Consider the following 16,859-nt stretch of genomic DNA (forward strand, 5'->3'; position numbering starts at 1 on the left):
GGGTGGATGTGCGCCACGATCGTAGAGACCGCGTGTTCTTCGAGCCACGACACCAGGCCCTGCGCCGCCTCGCTCGCCAGGCCTCGGCCCTGCCAGGGTGCCCCGACCACCCAGGCGATCTCGGCCCACCGAGGCTGCGGAGCGCCGTCCATCGGGCATCACGTCGTGCAGCCAGTCGGTGAGCCATTGGGCCAGTGACTGTTCGAGTGGGGCGAGGGCGTGCGGGAGACAGCAGAGGTTGGGGTCCCAGTCCCACATCTGCCCGTCTGCGGTGCGGAAGTCGATCAGCGTCCACATGGCGCAGCCGCGGTCCATGAGAGGCACGATCCCCGGCGGGAGGGGGTAATCGGGATCGGCGGCGAAGTCGTCGTAGGCCATGGCGATGTCCGCGCGGTCGCCGAACCACTTGCCCGTGTCGGTGAGGCATAGCACTTTCGATGAGCCGAAGCCGCCGTTGGCGACTTCGAGGTACATCCGCTTCAACAGTTCGGGCATCGGGTGGCCCACGATTCGCTCGAACCTGGTGACGTCCTCGGCGGACGCGGGACCGGGCAGCCCCCGGCCGGCCACGCGTGCACGGGTAGCCAGGATGAGCTCGTCGTCAGTCACATCGAGATCCTCGGCGACGCTGCTCAGGTTGTCGAGATCGTAAAACACGGCGGTACGCGCTCTGAGCTTGGGAAGTCTGGGTTCTCGGAGCGGGGGAGTGCTGCTGAGCTGCGGCGGGAGCGAGTCGACGCTTGGTAGGCGATTCGTTGACTCCCCTGTGTTCCCCCGCACGATCTGGGACGCGTCTGGCACGGACCAGGCATCGTTACCCTTCTCGGTTGCGATTCTCTACCCACTTGCCTATCAGCAAGACCAAGGTGGTGACGACGGCCAGACCTACGAAGATCACTGCTGCCCGAAGCTCGATCAGGGCCAACGCGATCGTGATTCCCAACGCCAATATCCCACCGAGCGCGGTTCTGGGCCGGGCTCGGTGGGTTCGGTGCATCTCGCGCCAGGGGCGTTCCTCGTGATACGCCATCGGAGCCTCCTCACGACTATCCCCACCACCAGGTTGCTCCGCAACGATGCCTCGCGCACTTCGGCCTTCCGCCCGTCGGGCTTGACCTCTTGCATCCAGGCCTCGGCTGCCGTCGATGTGGTGCGGCTTGAACGCTCGACCTCTTTGTCCCGAAGCAACTTGGGTGGGGGTGGTGCCTTGAGGTCGTGCGGTTCTCACCTGCGCTGATGGTCTGTAGGCGTCCGCGCTCGTCCGCCGGTGTGCGTCGGCGTTGTCACGCAGTTAGACCCTCATAGCGGCACTGCCTGGCTCGCGTTCCGATGCCCGCGGTTCGGTGACCGGGGCTCTAGCTGCGTGCTCCCCGAGTTGGCCAGGGGTGTCCGTCGGGGGACCGGTCCGAGGGCCGGCCCGCTCGAACGAAGTCGCCGTATTCGTCCTGGACGATGTTCTCGTTGACCCACCGTTCCCGCACTGCGCCCGTGGCCTCCTCGGCAGCGGCCACCGCGTTCGACGGGTCCTCGGCCACGGCAACGAGCCGGCCGAACTCTTCTTCGCCCGCGTCGGCGTCGAGCGGTGGAAACTCGCCCAGGTCGAGGAACGCCTCGTACCCGACATCCTCAAGGGCATGGACGTAGACCTCGTATGACGCATCAGCTGGGTGGACCGGCGACGTAGCTGACGCCAAGTCGCCCCGGAGCACCGACCGGACCGAGGAACTGCTCCACTGGGCGGCCCCCCTTCAGGGCCCCGATGACGTAGGTCTTTGTCAGGTAGCGCACCCTGCAAACCCTACTCAGTGCGTCAGACGTGGGGCGTTGGTGAAGCGCTCGGCTTGGGATGCTGCGATGGCCTACGGTCGGTCTCGACGCTGACCCAGGCGAACGGCCGAGGTGTGGGATCGGTGGGGCCGGCTCTCTTCACTCTGCCTCCCCCTGTTCCCTGCTCGGTCTGGTGTGCTTGTGGTACAGCAACGGGTGGAGAGCCTGGCATCGTTGTCCTTCCCCCAACAGACGGATCCCGCCTGGAGGTTGCCGTGGCGTCGCTTTACCCGTCGGTATTGGCTCCTGGAAGCTGCGATCTGGCAGGAGCACCAACTCAGGCGGCTGGGCGTCCATGGATCTTGGGGTGGGCACGTAGGCGCCGCTGTGCACTGGTATCGTCTCTCGGTTCAGAGAAGCCATGGTCCCTTAGACTGGCCCGACGCCCGCGGACGAAAAGCGAGAAAGAGGGACAGTGGATACCCCGCAGGACACCCCCGGAGCCTTGTCCACGCAGAAGGCCTTGGCGCTTCCCTTGGGTGATGTACTGCCAGGAGTGCGCAAAGCAGGAGCGCTCTCTCCCAAACGACCGGCCGTAGAAACCGCGGGACTTGCGGATGTTTTTCCGTATTATGCCGGTTTCTCTTTCGAGTGGGCACGCCACCATTTGGCCCAGCATGAGACAGAGCTAGTTAGCGGCGCGACGGTTCTGGACCCGTGGAACGGCAGCGGCACCACCACCCTTGCGGCACAAAGCCTCGGCCTGGACGCCATTGGGCTGGATCTAAACCCGGTTGCGAACGTAGTCGCTAAATTGCGGGCACAGGACTACACACAAGCCGAGGAGGTCAAACGACCTCATTCGGGTACGGAAGTATGCGTGGATGACGATCCGCTAACGGCTTGGCTAGCCGAATCTACAATTCGTAGGGTCCGACAGTGGTGCAAGGTGGGGGAAGACAGTCGAGGGTCCACGCGAGATTTGTTGACCGTGGCACTGTTCCGTGCCATTCGCGAGGTGACTAAAAAGTTCGAGGGAAGTAATCCCACCTGGGTAAAGCGCGCCAAAGATGCGGCAGATACCGTTCTGGTCGCCAATGAAGAACTCGACGTGATAATCGAGCGGCACGTTCGCTTTGTCTCGTCCCGTGTGGGTACGCAGCCATTCTCCAAGCGAGCCCATATAATGACTGCAGACTCAAGGAAGATGCCGATTGCTTCCGGCGCAGTTGATATCGTCGTAACGTCTCCCCCGTATCTGACTCGGATCGACTACGCTGTTGCTTATTCGCGAGAATTGGCACTACTTGGTGTCAATATCTCAAGCGACCGGTCTCTTAGGGCGGGCCTCATGGGGACAACGCTAATCCGTCGCCAAGCAGAGGCTCCCGTCGCAGTCGGCAAAGTAGGATCAGCCCTGCTGTCCCTTATCCAGAAGCATGATAGCAAAGCGTCATCCGGATATTATCTGAAGCAGGCACAACAATACCTAACTGATCTCTCCTCTGGACTTGATGAGATCACACGCGTCTGTCGAAGTTCCGCAACAATGCATCTCGTGGTCCAGGACTCCTTTTACAAAGACGTACATGTGCCACTGGCAGGTATCTGTATTGATGAGGCAACCATGCGGGGATGGGTTCTAAAGAACGAGCCGGAACGTTTCCCAGTGCGTCGGACTCTGACCTCGCTAAACAAGTTTGCCCAAACGTACAAAAAGGGCGACGTGGCCGAATCCGTACTCACTTTCTATAGGGGGAAATAAGAGTGCCCAGTCACCTTACTGCGGAAGAGCTTATCGAAGCGGTCGACCAGAAGATCACCGCAGTCCGAACGAAGACCAATGACTTCTCCTTCAATGAGCTGGCAGATATGTACACCTCAGAGGAGTTGATTATTGAGCCCGATTTTCAACGTATGTTCCGGTGGTCGGAGGGTGCACAGTCGCGCTTTGTGGAGTCGTTGCTTCTCGAGCTGCCGGTCCCGCCAATTTTCCTCATTGAGAGGGAAGATCGTGTGTATGAGCTGATTGATGGACTGCAGCGCATCTCCTCGTACCTCCACTTCCGTGGGGAACTCACAGTTAATGGTGAACTGGTTTCCCCTCTTGTTCTGTCTGACTGCGACATTGTTCCTGAGCTGAACGGATGCACCTACGCCGCCCTACCAAAAGCATTGGAGATCAAGCTAAAACGTAGTTATATTCGAGCAGAGATCCTTCGTAAGGAAAGCGATCCGCGCCTCCGTTACTACATGTTCAAGCGACTGAATACCGGGGGGCTGGCGCTCTCCAATCAAGAGGTCAGAAACGCTACAATTCGACTGCTCTCGAATGAGTTCAATCAGTTCATTATCGACCTGTCAGAGAATGAGGACTTTCGAGTATGCGTTGAGACACTAACGGAAAAAGCGAGCAATGAAAGGTTCGATCAAGAGCTCATTCTGCGATTTTTCGCCTTCAAGAACGCTGGCGCTCAGTACAAGCATGACATTGCCGATTTTATGACCGAGTACATGGAGGATGTCTCCGACCCTTCGGGCGTAACGCAGTTCGATTACGAGCATGAGAAGGAAGTATTTGAGAAGACCTTCCGTGTAGTTACTAAGATCGGCGAAGCTCTTGAGTGGGGCCCGAGGGTTCTCGGTACGGTCGGTCGGAACGGTGAACCTCGCTGGCAGTTTTCCGTCCACCACTTCGAAGGAATCGTCCTCGGGATGCAGGACTCTCTAAACAGGATAAACCTCGAAGACCCAGAAGAAGTTCAGCGACTTGCTGACGCCGTTAAGGGCGGCAAAACAAATCCCGAATTCACAAAGGCGATTGGGGGAGGCAAGAATGATCGCATCTCTCTGCAAACTCGCATCGGATTCTTTCGGGATAGCTTTGCGCGAGCGCTCTCATGAATGTTTCTGAGATGAGAGCACAGCTAGAGGCTGACATCCTCTGGCGGCTCGACGAAATACGCCATCTTCGTAACCTTCTCTTGCAAGGAGAAGAACCAGAAAAAGCCTCCGTTTACTCACTCCGCGCGATCCTCGTGATGCAGTATGCGCACCTAGAGGGATTTACGAGAACTGCGCTCTCGCTGTATATCGACGCAATTAACAGTCAAAGTCTGCCAGCGAAGTCTTTAAGACCAGAGCTCTTGGCTTCTGCGCTCGCCGGGGAGTTCGATACTCTGCGCCGTGGAGCTTCTGCCACTGCGGACGAGGGGAAGATGACAACCCGTGCTCGGCACCAGATCGCCTTCGTGCAGCGTCTTCAGCAACTGAGTGAGGGTCCCATATCGATTGCCGCAGAAGTTGCCGTGTCTCTGGAAATGAATCTTGGTTCTGATGTTTTGAAAAAGTGCCTCGTCGCCTTGGGTATATCTACGGAAAAGGTGAGGCGTGATCAGTACACGGCAATTGATTTCGTAAAAAATGTACGAAACGATATCGCTCACGGCGGGCGTAAAGAGAAAATCCCGAGTGGGCTCTTTACGGCGCATCTGAAAAAATGTGAGGAGTTCATGAACGAGCTAGCTCGTGTGCTAACCCGAGCTGTGAGTGAGAAGTGGTTTCTTGTGCAGGTCGATAACAATGCGGCGAAGGATACGGTCTGAGCTGCGGGCCAAAGCCAGCGGGGCTTCAATGCGCGACGCAAGACCTGGCTCGTGCCCTGGGCCTGTTGGAGATGGTGGAGACCTGCATTCTCCCGGCTCGGGAGCGATGACTAGAGCAAGCCGCGACGGCCGGCTTGTGACTACGGACTGGGGCACTCAGGTGGGGAAGCTGTGGGCATTTGAGGGAGCTTGGGGCGCTGAACTGGGCGAACGGTGGGTTGTGGCCGCGCTGGGCTCGGCGGCTTTCACCGTGAGTCCCTGCTGTTCCCCGCTCTATCTGGTGCGCTTGTGGTGCAGCCCGGCTGTCAGTGGCCGCCCGTAGGCTACGAAGCGTTGGGTCGGTCTGCTGTCGCGGTATGGCGAGAGGGCGACCAAGGGGGGCTCAGAAGAGATCCCCGAGCCACGTCTGTCCAGGACCTCGTGCAGCTTCGACACCACCCCTCCAACGTAGTTGAGGCCACTGAGGGCGGAAACAGCTCACTTCTTGCGGCGCTTGCTCGCCTTCTTCTTCAGTTCGGCCTGCCCTCGTTTCGTCCAGTCACCCTGATGGAGGTGGCACCTTGAGGTGCCCTTCATCGTCTTGTTGCCACAGCGACCGCCGGCCGCCGTAGGCCAACCGCACTTCCCTTGCTTCCACTCGCCCACTGTCCACCTCCGGCAGTCCGTCGCGCGTCGGGACATCCAGCGTGTGTCACTTCGCGGATGCCAGACAGGGCACACAGGCGACGTCATCTGAGCATTCAGGCGCACGCGGGTTCGTACATCGGGAGTGCTTTCAGGCGCGCACGCTTTCGGACTGTGGTGGCGGGCAGTGGGGTGTGTGCCGGGGGCGTTCACCTGGGTTCATGGGCGGTTAGCCTGTGGGCGGGACTCATGTTCCGGTCTTGTCTGAACGGTCGTGAACGGGGCTGAATGAGACGGAAACTGAGACGGACGGACATGCAGGGCTCCGGCGTCTGGCTGGCCGGATCACTGGTCTGACAGTTTCGTCCGTACGAGGATGCTGTCATGCGTCATACCGACGAAGAGGACGAGCGGCTCAGGTTGATCCGCCGCTACGTCACGGCCGACCGGCGATACCTCAAAGTCGGTGGCGCCCTTCTGGGTATGAGTGGGCGCGACCGAGCCAAGTTCATGAAGAAGCTGGGCAAGGCTGCCGGTGAGATCAGCTCTCGTGAACTGGGCATGCTGCTCGACGGAGGGTGGCGCGAGCGTAAGACAGCGGCCTGGCTAATCGCCGTTGCTGGCAGGACCGAGTTCCGGGAGCGTCTCGGTGAACTACTGCTCGCCAGTGAAGGGCCCTACGCCGGGCAGGCATACTGCGTTGCGCTGGCCGCCTTCGGCACCTCTGCCGACGTCGACCCCTTGGTCGCCTACCTCGACTGCTACTTGCCTCGCCCTGACCTGTACTACGACCAGCAAGCCGCCCTCGGCGCGCTCTTGTTGCTCGACGCCAAGTTCGGTGCTGACCACGCAGTTCGGTTCCTTGCCTCGAACGGGCTCTGGCAGCAGTGGATCGACGGGCCGCCCAGCAAGGACCGCGACACCCCCGACAGCTACCGAGAGTTCATCGGTCAGCTCTGCGCTTTCGCTGATGAAGCTGCCCAACACTGTTCGACACGTCGGCTCGGTGTGACCGCTACTGACGGTTGAGGGTATCGGCTTACTTCTTCTTGCCCTGGGTGTTGCCGGGGATCTTGGGGAGCTGGGTTTTTGCTGTTCAGGGGCGGTGGGCTCGTGCGTCTAGTGGTCGTTGTTGGTCGTCATTGGCCACTGTCGAGCGACCTCGGACGGCCCGGGGACGGCCCAGCATGGACCACGCACGCCCATGACGAGCACCCTCATGCGGTACGTCTGGACCTCGTCCGACGACCGTCAGCCAGGTCAACCGATCAGGCGCGCGTGTGCCTCGCTGCACCCCCCCTGGCCTCAGCCACGCTGCCTAAAGTGAGGTCCCTGAGTGCAAGCCGTATGGATGTATATCGGCGCTACCCCTGGGTAAATCATTAAACGTTCCTAAGAATGCTACACCAGGGGTTACCGGGCCGCTCATCTGGCAAGATGAGCGATACAAGAAGGGGGATGGATGCGGAATTCATTGTTCCGATGGGCGCTTTGGGTGGTTGCCAGTCTCGCAATGGTGGCGCTGATTCTGGCATCGCCCTTCATTATGCGCGCCATCGCGCCCGCAGGGAATAATTGGAGCGAGCTAAGTGTAATCAGTCAGACTTACGGGGCTGTGGCGGTCTTCTTTTCTGGTGCTGCATTTTTCGGTGCCGTTATTTCAATTCTCTATCAGGCAAAGCAGACTCGAATTATGCACGAAGAGATCCACTCATCCATGCATAAGGAGCTCATATTGAGATCCTTGGAGGATGATTCTCTCATGTACTGCTGGGATCCTCCGTCCACACCTGCGACCATGACCGAGAGGAGGCAAATCGCCTTCACGAATTTGATTTACAGGCGGTGGCTGGATGGATTTATGACCGGTCGAGAAAATCTTGGTAGCATAAGGAACATATTGACTGTTCACTTCAAGGGGGAGGTGGCTCGAAGGCATTGGAGGGAAGGGGGGCCGGAGTGGCGAGATTACGCAAAAGAAAGCTCTAATCGTCGGCTCCAAAGATTCATTGCCTTAACTAACGAGGTGTATGAAGCGGCCTTGGCTGAGGGGTCTGCAGTGCAACCGGAGTCGTACTTCTTGCCGACGGGTCATCCAGGATCCAGCTAAGATGGAAGTCGCTTTTAACAGCGGTCTACTGAGCGCCTGTCCATGGTTCATAAAGCGGAGCGTTTTCCTCGCCCAGGAGTGGTGAACCTGTACGCTTGGTGGTCATCGCTGACATGTCTTTGGCTGCTGCTGGACAGCGCTGCTCTCCATTGTTGTTGGCGGGCGTAGTCACGCAGTCGAACATTTCACCGCTGACTACGCTGCCCCTTGGATGAGACTGATGTGAAGTCCACGGGAGCGTGATCGGGTTTAGAGGTCGATTCAGCGTCATCTACAGCAGTGGGCGCCATGATCTTCGAGGCTTGAGCCAAAGCGGCTGCGTAAAGCCGGGGAGCTGACCGTCCCAGTCGCGACGTATCCCTTTCTGGCATCAGACGGCCGATCGCTGTGCGGGTGGCACGGGCGTCGGCCGGGCTGGAGCGGGGCGGAGACAGGAGCGCAGGCCCGGCCGGGGGTCGGGCCGCGCGCGGGGAGCGGAGCGAGCCGCCTTGATGACGTGGAGAAAGTCTGAGCCAACCGAGGTTCGGCTACAGCCTGAACGACAGTTCCAGATCGTCGCCGGGAAGGTGGAACTCCTCCAGTGCCAGCGGCTTGTCTTTCTCTGAGACCGTCACGCGGATGACGTGTAGAAGCGGTACACCTTCGGGAAGGCGGAGGGCTTGGGCCTGGTCAGGCAGAGGCATGCGGGTGCGGACGTACTCCGTGAAGTGGAGTTCGTGGCCCAACGCAGCAAGCGCGACGTAGAGCCCCGGCGCCGGCGGCGGTGCCTCCTCCTCGTACTTCGTGTCGACCAAGACGGAGAACGGCACGTACGTACGGTGGAGTTGGCGGAGACGGCCTTGGTCGGCGGTCTGCAAGACGTCGTAGGTGAACATCGGCTCGCCTGGTGGGATGCGGAGGAGATCCGCCAATGCCAAGGGAGCGTCCGTGCGAGTGGCTACCGGTGGCTCGGCGTTCGTCCACTGGATGCCGTCGGCCTCCATGTACCGCCCGTCTGGGGCCAGGCGTACGCCGCGCGGGCGCGTGAGGCTTGGGCGGCTCTGGGGTGAGCGGGCGAATGTGCCTCGGCCCATGATCACCTCGACCAGGCCGGATGCCCGTAGCTCTGTGAGGCCCTGACGGACTGTGGGACGCGTCACGCCGAACTGTTTCGCCAACGCCTCCTCGGAGGGGAGTGGTTGGCCGGCGGGGAAGGTGCCGTTCAGGATGCCTTCGCGCAGGTAGTCGGCGATCTGCCGGTACTTCGGCTGCGTGTTCTTCGGCGGCATGCAGGCCCTCCACGGCCGTGATCAACACGATCGGCGTTCCAGGCGTGGAACGTACCGCCCACGCCTGGAACACCATCCCTCATCACAAGACGGTTGACAACCCGTACTACGGGTCGCACTCTGGGTTCCGGTCACCCGTACTACGGGTGGTCTAGCAACCCGAAGGATCGGCCTTCGGGTGCCAGAGATGAGGAGTTCAGATCAGTGGCAAGCCTTCCGATCGACACCGCGAAGTTCACGGGGATCATCTGTGCCGTACCCCCGGCTCCGCGGATAGCGAATCGCGAAACCGGTCAGCTTCGTGTTGACCGTGATACCGGCAAGACCGTGTTCCAGGTCGGTCTTTGCCTGATGGCCGGGTCATCGGCGGACGTGGTGAACGTGAGCGTCGCCGGGGAGCCGGCCGGTGTGCAGCTCGGTATGCCCGTGGCCGTACGGGACTTGGTCGCCACGCCGTGGGAGAACGACGGGCGCCATGGGGTCGCATTCCGTGCGGCGGAGATCCGGCCCCTGAGCGCTCCGGCGGGGAAGGGGGCCGGGCAGTGATGACCCTGGCCTCCTCCACCTCCTCGGCCGGGACGGTCTGGCCGAGTTGGGTTCTGGTGGTGGCCGCAGTGCTGGTGTCGGGTCTGCTTCTCGCAGGCCCGACCCTGCGCCGCCGCTACCCCGTGGCCTGGTGGCTGTTACTCGGCTTCCCGCTCATGGTCGTCCAAGTGGTGCGCACCTGGCGGCCGTTGATGGCCGGGTGCGGACTCGCCGTGAGCCGTCGGCCGGCGCTGACTGTGGTGTCCGGGCTCGTCGGCAACGGGGCGCCTCCACCTCAGCCGCGCGTCCCCCGGCACGGGCTCATACGTCCGACCGGCGGCGGATTCTGGATGCTGGTACGGCTGTTGCCGGGCCAGGTGCCCGAGGACTTCGTCAAGGCGGGGCCCGCCATGGCGGAGGACTGGCAGGTCCATGGGGTGCGGGTCACCTCCTGGAGGCCGGGAGTCGTACGGATCGCCGCCTCGGTGGCCGATCCGCTCGCCGCTCCTCGACTGCCGAAACAGCGCGGGCCCGCTCAACTGCTCCGGGTCGCTGTGGGCGTGCTGGAGACCGGTGCCGGTTGGGTCATCGACCTGCGTCGTGTGCCGCACTGGCTGATCGTCGGTGCTACCCGGTCCGGCAAGTCGACGTTGATCAACGCACTCGTAGCGGGCCTGGCTCCGCAACCGGTCGCCCTGGTCGGCATCGACTGCAAGGGCGGCATGGAACTGTCGCTCTACGAACCCCGGTTGTCCGCCCTGGCGACCAATCGTGAGCAAGCGGTGCGGCTCCTGGCGGCGCTCGTCGACCTGACGCTCGACCGTATGACCGTCTGCCGGTCGGCCCGCGTACGCAACATCTGGGGCCTATCGGAGAAGGAACGCCCGGTCCCTGTCGTCGTGATCGTCGACGAGATCGCGGAACTGTTCCTTGTCGCGAGCCGCAACGAGAAAGACGAAGCGCACGCGGCCGGTACGGCGTTGATCCGGCTTGCCCAACTCGGCGCTGCGCTTGGGGTGTTCCTCGTCGTGGCCGGCCAACGGGTGGGCTCCGACCTGGGGCCGGGCGTCACGGCACTGCGTGCCCAACTCGGCGGACGCGTGTGCCACCGGGTGGCCGATCCCGGTACAGCCGAAATGGCGCTTGGAGATCTCAACCCCGACGCGCTCAAGGCCGCACAGGCCATCACCCCGGAACAGGCGGGTACGGCCGTGCTGGCTTCCGGCGACGGCTGGGAACGGGCCCGTTCGCACCTGGTCACTGAGGCGGACGCGGAAGCCATCGCGGCCGAGTACGCACACCTCGCCCCGGTCCTGCCCGAGTTGCTCACCGCGGCCAAGTGAGAGGGGGCTGTCGTGCTGGTGTCCATGTCGGCCGTACTGCTGCTCGGCCTGTTCATCTGGTTTTTGCTGCGCATCCGCTACCTGCGCTGGGCGGACACGCTGCTCTGCGGGACCTTCGGCTTCCTGGTGGCCAAGACCGTGGCCGCACCGGTGGTTCAGGCGGTCCTCGTCGCGGTCAGTGGCTTCCTCGGCCAACTCCGTTTCTGAAGCGACCTCACCCGATGTCCGAACAACAGAGAGGTGGGCGAGCCATGTCCACGTACGAAATCCGCTCCGGCGACCGGGCTGCGTTCATCGCCGGCCTGCGGGAGCTGGCGGACTTCCTCACCGCGAACCCCAGTGTCCTTGTACCGCGCAACGCATCGTTCGGCGTCTTCGTCGACGCGGCCGACTCCACCGCACGCAGGGAGGGCGCGGAACACGTCGCCGCTCCGCTCGGCGTCCCGGTGGAGGACCTAGGCCAGGGCTACTACGACGCACGTCGCACCTTCGGACCGATCGCGTACAGCGTCGTCGCGATCCCGCCCAAGGAACAACAGTGATCGCCCGTTTGACGGGCTCCCGACGGGGCGCGAAGTCGCCAAACCCGACCCCGTCAGGAGCCCACTCCATCCGCCACGTGAGCAGTGAAAGGAGTACTCACACTTTGTCCATCGCGCATCGTTCGCGCAAATCCCCTCTGCCCGAGTGCGAATTGAGGGTCGTCGACTCCGAAGTGTCGACCTGCGACGGACGGGAAAAGGTCGTCCTCGTCGGGCTCGACGGCGTCGAGCGGCATCTGTGCCCGGCACACGCCGCCGCACTCTGGCTCACGGACCCGACACTCCGGTTCAGCGCCAAGACTCGTACGGAAGCAATCGCCGCCGTGATGGGGCAGGCATTCGGAGGCGGTGGTCGGCAATGACCGCGTCCATACCGAAGAACGTTGCTGCCCTGCTCACCAGGGCAGCAGAGCCGGAGTTCGCAGCCTGGCGGCGCAACATCGTCAGCCTCGCTGGCTGCACCAACCCGATCCACCTGGTCGGCGGGGCAACCGTCGTCGACACGACCACGGGCGAGGCCCTGTTCTCGTACGCGTCGGACGTCTACGGCGGTCGACTCCTGACCGCATGCGGCAACCGGCGTGCGTCGGTCTGCCCGTCCTGCTCCCGCCTCTACCGAGCCGACACCTATCAACTGATCCGGGCTGGACTGGTCGGCGGCAAGAACGTCACGGAGTCGGTGAGCGGGCACCCCCGGGTGTTCGCCACCCTCACCGCTCCCGGCCTCGGGCAGGTTCACACCCGTCGTGAGCGTGCGGGGCATGTACGGGCATGCCGTCCCCGGAAGGTGGGGGAGTGCTGCCCGCATGGCTCGCCCATCGGATGCCATGAGCGACACGCAGAAGGTGAGCCCCGTCTCGGCGAGCCTCTGTGCCCGCGCTGCTACGACTACGCCGGGGCTGTCCTCTGGCAGGCGTACGCGGGTCAACTCTGGCACCGGTTCGCGCTGGAGTTGCGTCGCGAGATCGCCCGGTGCGTTGGGCTGTCCCGTACCGAACTCGGGGACGTGGCCCGGTTGTCGTACGCGAAGGTGGCCGAGTACCAGCGGCGGGGCCTGGTCCACTTCCATGCCGTGATCCGCCTCGACGGGCCGGACGGACCGTCCTCGGCTCCGCCCGGTTGGGCCACAACGGCTCTGCTGATGGACGCGATACAGGCGGTCGTCGGCCGCGTGCGGCTCATCGCTCCTGGCGCGGATGTCGTGGGCGCCCGCGTGCTGCGCTTCGGCGATCAGGTCGACGTGCGGTCCATCGTGGCGTTCGGAGCGGGGGAGCGGCTGACCTCTGCGGCCGTTGCGGGCTACATCGCGAAGTACGCCACGAAGGGTGCAGAGTCCGCCGGCGCGGTCGACGGCCGGATTCACCAGGCTCGGGAACTGGTCGTGTTGCCGGTACGGGCTCACGTCCTCCGCATGATCAGTACGTGCTGGTGGCTCGGCGGTCTGCCTCCCTTCGAGGCTCTGGGGCTGCGCCGTTGGGCCCACATGCTCGGCTACGGCGGCCACTTCTCCACCAAGTCACGGCGCTACTCGACGACTCTGACCGCACTCCGTGAGGCGCGTGCAGAACACCGTGCGGAGGAGCAGCGGACCGCCCTCGGTATCGACGGGCGGTCCACCGCCACCGTCGGGCAGTGGCGCTACGCCGGGCGTGGCTACTCGCCGGAGGCGGCACTCCTGGCGGCCTCCGTACGGGAGGTCGGTGGTCCTCATGGCGCGTGAGACGACGGCCGAACTGCTCACCGTGCGGCAGGTGCTCGAAGAGCTGGGCGGGATCTCCCGGCGCACCTTCTATCGCTGGCGGGAACTGCGCCTCGCGCCGGCCTGCATCCGCTTACCCAACGGGGAGTTGAGGGTCCGCCGCGACGTATTCAACGACTGGTTGGCGGAGCGGGCGGAGGGGGCCGCGTCGTGAAGTCGTACAAGGTCGTCATCTGGAAGCTGAGTATCAACCGCTCCGCGAAGAAACCGACGTACCTCGTCCGCTGGTCCGTGGATGGCGAGCCGTTCCACGAGTCGCACAAGACGAAGGCGCTCGCTGACCGCTTTCGGGCCAAGCTGCTTCGAGCCGCCGACAAGGGCGAACCGTTCGACACCGTGACCGGTCTGCCTGACTCGCTCCGCGGTGGGAAAGCGGCGTTGTCGTTCCTCGACCTGGCGGTGAAGTACGTGGCAGCGCGCTGGGCGGAGGCGTCAGCGAAGCAACGGGACAGCATGACCGATGCCCTGGCGACGGCCGTTCCTCTCCTCGTCAAGCCGGGGAGGGGGCGGCCCGCTCCCGAGATGCTGCGGAGGGCGCTGCGCTCGTACGTCCTGCCGGTTTCCCGCAGGGAACGAGAGCGGCCGGAAGAGATCGCGGCGGCCGTGCGGTGGATCGAGAAGGCCTCGCTCCCCGTGGGTGAGCTGCAGGAGATCGCGCGAGTGCATGAGCTGATCGACGGGTTGGGCCGGAGGATGGACGGCAAACCTGCGGCGACACAGACGTATCGCCGACGCAGGGCGGTGGTCTTCAACTCGCTTGAATACGCAGTGGAGTTGGAGCACTTGCAGTCCAACCCGCTGAGCCGAGTGCGGCGTAAGCGAGGCAAGCGTGCGGTGCAGGAGGTTGACCGTCGGGTGGTGGTCAATCCTCGGCAGGCTCGCGAACTGCTGACCGCTCTCACCTACGTTGGTGGCTATGAGCGCGCGAGCGGCCGACGGTTGAAGGCGTTCTTCGGGTGCCTGTACTACGCGGCCATGCGGCCGGGTGAGGCGCTGGGGCTCCGCCGCTCCGACTGCAAGCTTCCGGCGTCTGGCTGGGGGCGGATCGAACTGGCGGAGACCCGTCCCACCGCCGGGAAGGCGTGGACGGACTCTGGGGAGGCGCACGATCGACGCGGCCTGAAGCAACGGGCCAGCGGTGAAGTGCGCATCGTGCCGATCCCGCCTCCGCTGGTGCGACTGCTCCGCGAGCACTTGAAGGAGTTCGGTACGGCGAAGGACGGCCGGCTGTTCTCCAGCGAGCGAGGCAATGTGATCGCGGCCTCGTCGTACTCGCGAGCGTGGAAACAGGCTCGGGAACTGGCGCTCGTACCGCATCAGGTGTCGTCGGTCCTGGCCTTCCGGCCGTACGACCTCCGGCACGCGGGCGTCTCCCAGTGGCTCAACTCCGGTGTGCCCGCCCCGGAAGTGGCGGCCCGTGCCGGTCACTCGGTCGACGTCCTGTTGAAGATCTACGCCAAGTGCATCGACGGCCAGGAGCAGGAGATGAACGACCGGATCCTGAAGGGGCTTGGTGAAGAGCCGCCGTAAATCGAGACTGGAGGTCGAAGGAGCTTCGGAGACATCCGGGGCTCCTTCGTCGGTTCCAGCCTCACCCTGGGGTACGGGTGCGGTGCTGGAGTGCCAAAATCTCTCCAGCACCGAACGAGGGGGAGAAAGTTGCAGGATAAGCGTGCTGCCATTCTGAGCGAGCTTGACGCAAACCACGGGGTTACTGCCGTCTCGATGGGGTGGCTTCGAGAGCGCTATGACCCTGAGTGGGGACGTCTTAGCGCCAGTCGAGCTGCGGAGATCAGCCGTTGGCTCCTGAAGCAGGAGGTCGCACACCTTCCGGCGCCGCTACCTTCAAGGGAGGCGGAAGAGGTGGTGCTGTACAGGCCATCTTCCCCCGTTGGCGTGTACATCAACGCGGCTCGACTGGAGGGCCCGTTCAAGCATCGCCCAGCCGCCGCCGCTTACTTCTTGCAGGACATTGCTCAGAGACTGAGTCGGGCTGAACAGGCTGAGGGACAGCGGGACTGATGGCGTCTGGTGAGCCGTCAGGTGCGCCCAGAGCACGGGCCTTCTGATGAGCAGATGCGTTCGGCACCGCTTCGTGATGTGACAGCTGACCTGCAAGAAGGCCCACCAAGATCATTACGTGGTCATTACGTGATCACTGGCAAACGGCTGCTTTCGGCGGCATCCGCCTGCACACACGCGAAGACCCCGTCTTCAGCTAAAGCGCTGATGGCGGGGTCTTTAGGCACCAAATACAAGGTGCCCCCGGCAGGATTCGAACCTGCGCACACGGCTCCGGAGGCCGTTGCTCTATCCCCTGAGCTACGGGGGCGTGTCAGGCGCGGTGTTTGCGGCGACGGGTAGAACCCTACCAGCTCCTTACGGGTGTTCATGAACAGGTTTCTCGGTGGTCAGGAAGGTGGTCGGGGAGGTGTGCCGGGTCGCTCGCAGGGGGTGGAAGTGGGGAAAACCCGGACGCGGTGGCCGGTCCGGACCTACTCTCGAGTTGTGCCAGGCGCGTCGGGTCGGGTGCTTGTTGTGGACGACAACAAGGTCATCCGGCAGTTGATCAGGGTCAATCTCGAGCTGGAGGGTCTCGAGGTCGTGACCGCGGCCGATGGTGCCGAGTGTCTGGACGTCATCCATCAAGTGCGGCCTGATGTCGTGACCCTGGATGTCGTCATGCCTCGGCTGGACGGGCTGCGGACTGCCGCTCGGCTGCGTAGCGATCCCCGGACCCGTGATCTGCCCCTCGCCATCGTCAGCGCCTGCACTCAGCAAGAGGTCGACAGCGGGCTCGACGTCGGCGTCGACGCGTTTCTCGCCAAGCCCTTCGAACCTGCCGAACTCATCACTCTCGTACGGCAGTTGATCGAGCGTGGGCGGCGTGAGCCGCGAGACCCACGGGACCCGCATGATCCGGCCGGTGGCCTCTCCATCGGTGGTGCCTTCGGTGCCGGCGCAGGCACCGGTGCCAGCGCCAGTGAAGGTGAGCGGGCCGGGCGGAGTGGGCGTAGCGGAGGCTGAGGCAGGCCGAGGCTGCCTCCAGGCTTGCCAGTTGTCGCCACCTGTAAGTCCCCTTACTCGCTCCCCCTATATAGAGGCCTACCTCCGCTGTAGTAGAGGACTACCTCCGCGGACGGAGGGTCGGCTTCGTGCCGTTATTCCTCCTCTGCCCGCCTACGCCGCGACGGTCGTTACCCTCCCCTAGGCACTCCGTGCCGGATCATCATCGGATCCGGTACGGCAGAACTCACCCGCCCGCCGTCGTCGAGACCGCCGTCGTGGAGGAGGAGCCCGAAGAGGCCGAGGAGGC

16 protein-coding genes, 1 tRNA gene and 2 pseudogenes are annotated in these 16,859 nt (G+C 63.3%); 15 read left to right on the forward strand and 4 right to left on the reverse strand.

Translation table 11 applies throughout. From position 1 onward, the window contains the following. A pseudogene (locus ACNFOC_RS35275) lies at positions 1-125 on the reverse strand (GNAT family N-acetyltransferase); the annotation flags it as partial. A gap of 67 nt (positions 126-192) precedes the next feature. After that, a pseudogene (locus ACNFOC_RS35280) lies at positions 193-801 on the reverse strand (SMI1/KNR4 family protein); the annotation flags it as partial. Between the two features lie 584 nt (positions 802-1,385). Between ACNFOC_RS35280 and ACNFOC_RS35285 the strand changes: the two are divergent. From ACNFOC_RS35285 to ACNFOC_RS35310, 6 genes are all read left to right on the forward strand, one after another. After that, positions 1,386-1,655: a hypothetical protein gene (locus tag ACNFOC_RS35285; protein WP_416963121.1), complete on the forward strand. Its 270-nt coding sequence runs from the start codon at positions 1,386-1,388 to the stop codon at positions 1,653-1,655. Positions 1,656-2,242: 587 nt separating this feature from the next. Next, a complete protein-coding gene (locus ACNFOC_RS35290) occupies positions 2,243-3,532 on the forward strand; it encodes a DNA methyltransferase (protein WP_416963122.1) in 1,290 nt (429 codons plus the stop codon). Positions 3,533-3,534: 2 nt separating this feature from the next. Continuing rightward, complete coding sequence (locus tag ACNFOC_RS35295; protein ID WP_416963123.1) at positions 3,535-4,671, forward strand: DUF262 domain-containing protein; 1,137 nt, start codon at positions 3,535-3,537, stop codon at positions 4,669-4,671. Beyond that, positions 4,668-5,372 carry an MAE_28990/MAE_18760 family HEPN-like nuclease gene (locus ACNFOC_RS35300; protein ID WP_416963124.1) on the forward strand — a complete coding sequence of 235 codons (705 nt, stop codon included), beginning with the start codon at positions 4,668-4,670 and terminating at the stop codon, positions 5,370-5,372. The genes ACNFOC_RS35295 and ACNFOC_RS35300 overlap by 4 nt, the downstream gene beginning before the upstream one ends. A gap of 1,008 nt (positions 5,373-6,380) precedes the next feature. After that, positions 6,381-7,025, forward strand: a complete 645-nt coding sequence (locus ACNFOC_RS35305; protein WP_416963125.1) for a DUF6000 family protein — start codon at positions 6,381-6,383, stop codon at positions 7,023-7,025. A gap of 484 nt (positions 7,026-7,509) precedes the next feature. After that, entirely contained in the window at positions 7,510-8,106 is a 597-nt protein-coding gene (locus ACNFOC_RS35310) for a DUF6082 family protein (protein WP_416963126.1), read from the forward strand. Between the two features lie 527 nt (positions 8,107-8,633). Here the strand turns inward: ACNFOC_RS35310 and ACNFOC_RS35315 are convergent. After that, the gene (locus tag ACNFOC_RS35315; protein ID WP_416963127.1) at positions 8,634-9,374 is read right to left on the reverse strand and encodes a GntR family transcriptional regulator; all 741 of its coding nucleotides are present in this window, start codon (positions 9,372-9,374) and stop codon (positions 8,634-8,636) included. Between the two features lie 204 nt (positions 9,375-9,578). Between ACNFOC_RS35315 and ACNFOC_RS35320 the strand changes: the two genes are divergently transcribed. The 8 genes from ACNFOC_RS35320 to ACNFOC_RS35355 all read left to right on the forward strand — a co-directional run bounded on the left by ACNFOC_RS35320 (position 9,579) and on the right by ACNFOC_RS35355 (position 15,073). Then, complete coding sequence (locus tag ACNFOC_RS35320; RefSeq protein WP_416963128.1) at positions 9,579-9,920, forward strand: SCO3933 family regulatory protein; 342 nt, start codon at positions 9,579-9,581, stop codon at positions 9,918-9,920. Next, positions 9,920-11,242 (forward strand): FtsK/SpoIIIE domain-containing protein, encoded by a 1,323-nt coding sequence (locus tag ACNFOC_RS35325; protein WP_416963129.1) that lies wholly within the window; start codon positions 9,920-9,922, stop codon positions 11,240-11,242. Before ACNFOC_RS35320 ends, ACNFOC_RS35325 begins: the two co-directional genes overlap by 1 nt. A 12-nt stretch (positions 11,243-11,254) precedes the next feature. Continuing rightward, a complete protein-coding gene (locus tag ACNFOC_RS35330) occupies positions 11,255-11,449 on the forward strand; it encodes a hypothetical protein (RefSeq protein ID WP_019060840.1) in 195 nt (64 codons plus the stop codon). Between the two features lie 44 nt (positions 11,450-11,493). After that, positions 11,494-11,784, forward strand: a complete 291-nt coding sequence (locus ACNFOC_RS35335; RefSeq protein WP_366098252.1) for a hypothetical protein — start codon at positions 11,494-11,496, stop codon at positions 11,782-11,784. Positions 11,785-11,888: 104 nt separating this feature from the next. Next, entirely contained in the window at positions 11,889-12,146 is a 258-nt protein-coding gene (locus tag ACNFOC_RS35340) for a hypothetical protein (protein WP_416963130.1), read from the forward strand. Continuing rightward, complete coding sequence (locus ACNFOC_RS35345) at positions 12,143-13,504, forward strand: replication initiator (RefSeq protein WP_416963131.1); 1,362 nt, start codon at positions 12,143-12,145, stop codon at positions 13,502-13,504. The genes ACNFOC_RS35340 and ACNFOC_RS35345 overlap by 4 nt, the downstream gene beginning before the upstream one ends. Then, the gene (locus tag ACNFOC_RS35350; RefSeq protein WP_416963132.1) at positions 13,494-13,697 is read left to right on the forward strand and encodes a helix-turn-helix transcriptional regulator; all 204 of its coding nucleotides are present in this window, start codon (positions 13,494-13,496) and stop codon (positions 13,695-13,697) included. The genes ACNFOC_RS35345 and ACNFOC_RS35350 overlap by 11 nt, the downstream gene beginning before the upstream one ends. Beyond that, a complete protein-coding gene (locus ACNFOC_RS35355) occupies positions 13,694-15,073 on the forward strand; it encodes a tyrosine-type recombinase/integrase (RefSeq protein ID WP_416963133.1) in 1,380 nt (459 codons plus the stop codon). The genes ACNFOC_RS35350 and ACNFOC_RS35355 overlap by 4 nt, the downstream gene beginning before the upstream one ends. A gap of 730 nt (positions 15,074-15,803) precedes the next feature. Here the strand turns inward: ACNFOC_RS35355 and ACNFOC_RS35360 are convergent. Beyond that, positions 15,804-15,875: transfer RNA gene (locus ACNFOC_RS35360), tRNA-Arg, on the reverse strand. A 197-nt stretch (positions 15,876-16,072) separates the two neighbouring features. Here ACNFOC_RS35360 and ACNFOC_RS35365 point away from each other — a divergent pair. Then, complete coding sequence (locus ACNFOC_RS35365) at positions 16,073-16,570, forward strand: response regulator (protein ID WP_416963134.1); 498 nt, start codon at positions 16,073-16,075, stop codon at positions 16,568-16,570. Positions 16,571-16,859 lie beyond the last annotated feature (289 nt).

Source organism: Streptomyces colwelliae (genome assembly GCF_048158785.1).
Classification (GTDB): Bacteria; Actinomycetota; Actinomycetes; order Streptomycetales; family Streptomycetaceae; genus Streptomyces.